Source organism: Limnoglobus sp., assembly GCF_059499385.1.
This window is the reverse complement of record NZ_JCABYM010000155.1, coordinates 9,180-10,990: the sequence shown is the minus strand read 5'-3', so window position 1 is coordinate 10,990 and position 1,811 is coordinate 9,180. Positions and strand designations below refer to the sequence as shown.

1 protein-coding gene is annotated in these 1,811 nt (G+C 71.9%); it reads right to left on the bottom strand.

Annotation, left to right across the window (positions count from 1 at the left end; translation table 11 throughout):
* Nucleotides 1–176: 176 nt before the first annotated feature.
* Nucleotides 177–1,496 (bottom strand): SdrD B-like domain-containing protein, encoded by a 1,320-nt coding sequence (locus tag AC5JJ2_RS27090; RefSeq protein WP_495861184.1) that lies wholly within the window; start codon nucleotides 1,494–1,496, stop codon nucleotides 177–179.
* Between the last annotated feature and the right edge of the window lie 315 nt (nucleotides 1,497–1,811).

Here is a 1,811-nt window from a genome sequence, read left to right as displayed (position 1 = left end):
GGGCCCGCGCCCCCCCGCGCCCCCCCCCCCCCCCCCCCCCCCCCCCCCCCCCCCCCCCCCAGGCTCCCCTGGCTCAACCCCGGTTCTTACGAGGAGGGACGCGCTCACCCCCCTCCCTAACCCTCCCCCCCAAGGGGGGAGGGAACAAAGGCACAGACAGCCGCGGCCGGTCGGGATTACGTGTTGCTACCCCCGTCGTTGACCAACTCGCCGAAGTCGTAGTTGACGCCGAACTGGCCGGGGCCGACGACGATCTCGCGGAACAGGTCGTTCTCCGCGATCCCGCCGAGGCTGCCGAGCACGTCGGCCCCGTCGATGTACTCGCCGACCTGCTCCTCGAAGAGCGTGTAGACGCCGGGGGCGAGGTCGGTGAACTCGTACGTCCCGTCGTCCCGCGTCACGGTGACGATGTCCCGCGCCACGCCGTCGGCGTCGGTGAACAGCAGGTGGATCGGGACGCCGGCGATGCCGGGGTCGGTCGCGTCGCGGACGCCGTCCTGGTTCAGGTCCAGGAAGACGGTCCCCGACAGGCTGCCCCGTTGCGGGGCCGGCGGGACGATCGGCCCGCCGCGGAGCGTGTCGAGTTCGTAGACGTTCCCCAGCCCCTGCGTGCCGAACTCGGACAGCGTGCCGGTCGCCGCCTGGTACGGCGAGCCGGCCTCGGACTTCGTGTACTCGTCGTTCCACGCGTAGTTCGACTTGTCCTTCAGCCCCTTGTTCGCCTCCAGCTCGAAGTACGACGCGGCCGCCAGGTCGGCCTTCGTCAGCCCGAGCTTGGAGTAATCGACGGCGAACTCCACGACCGTCGGGTCGGTCGGACTCACCCGCGTCCAGACGATCCGCTGGCCGTTCGCCCCGCGGCCGTCGGCCGCGACGACCCCCTCGTACCCGTTGCCGCCGACCTCGGCCTCGCGGTCCTCCTTCGTGACATCCCGGCCGGTCCCGCCCACGTCCTGGTTCGCGTCCCAGTAGGCGTACACGCCCTCGCCGCCGAACGCGCCGTTGCCGTTCTTCTCGGCCGGCTGGTCGGCGGTGATGAGGAAGCTGCCGTTCCCGTCCGCGTTCGTGCCGATGCGGAACCCGTACTGGTAAATCAGCCCCTCGGCCTTGGCCTGCCCGTCGGCCGTGGCGTGCGTCACCCCGGCCATCTTGATCGCGACGTACAGGAACTGGTCGTCCGCCCCGGCCCGGCCCTGGGCGATGTCCAGGTTGGCGTAATACTCCTCGGCCGCGAACACCCGGCTGCCGTCGGCGGCGCGGCGGACCTGGAACGTCTGGGCCGTCGGCCGCTCGTAGGTGTCGGTCTGGTACTGGTCGGCCCCGGCGTCGATCGTCCAGAACGTCCGGCCGCCGGTGCCGGCGACGGCGTTGTCGGCCGTCACGGCGTCGGTAAACGTCGTGGAGTACGTCGGGACGGCCGGGGCGGCGGGCTGCCACCGGGGCTCGAGGGCTTGCAATTCCGGGCGGGCGCGGAGGCGCGGGGACTTCTGACGCATGGACACGTCCTCAACAGGGAATGAAGATGGAGCCGGGCCGTCGCATGACGACCGCGGTGGGACGAACCGAAACCTCGGCCGGCGGGCCGGGGTTTTCTGTTAAGCCCCTGACGTGCGAATTTGGCCGCCGGGGAGGCGGCCCGTCAGAAAGCAATCGTGCGGACAATCCAAGTCGAAACCCAACGGAAGCCAATAACCAACGGCCGCGGGGGGGGGGGCCGGGGGGGGGCCCCCCCCCCGCCCCCCCCCGGGGGGGGGGGTGGGGGGCGCGGGGGGGGGGAAGCCCCACAGGTGGGGCCGCCCGGACAGGGTACC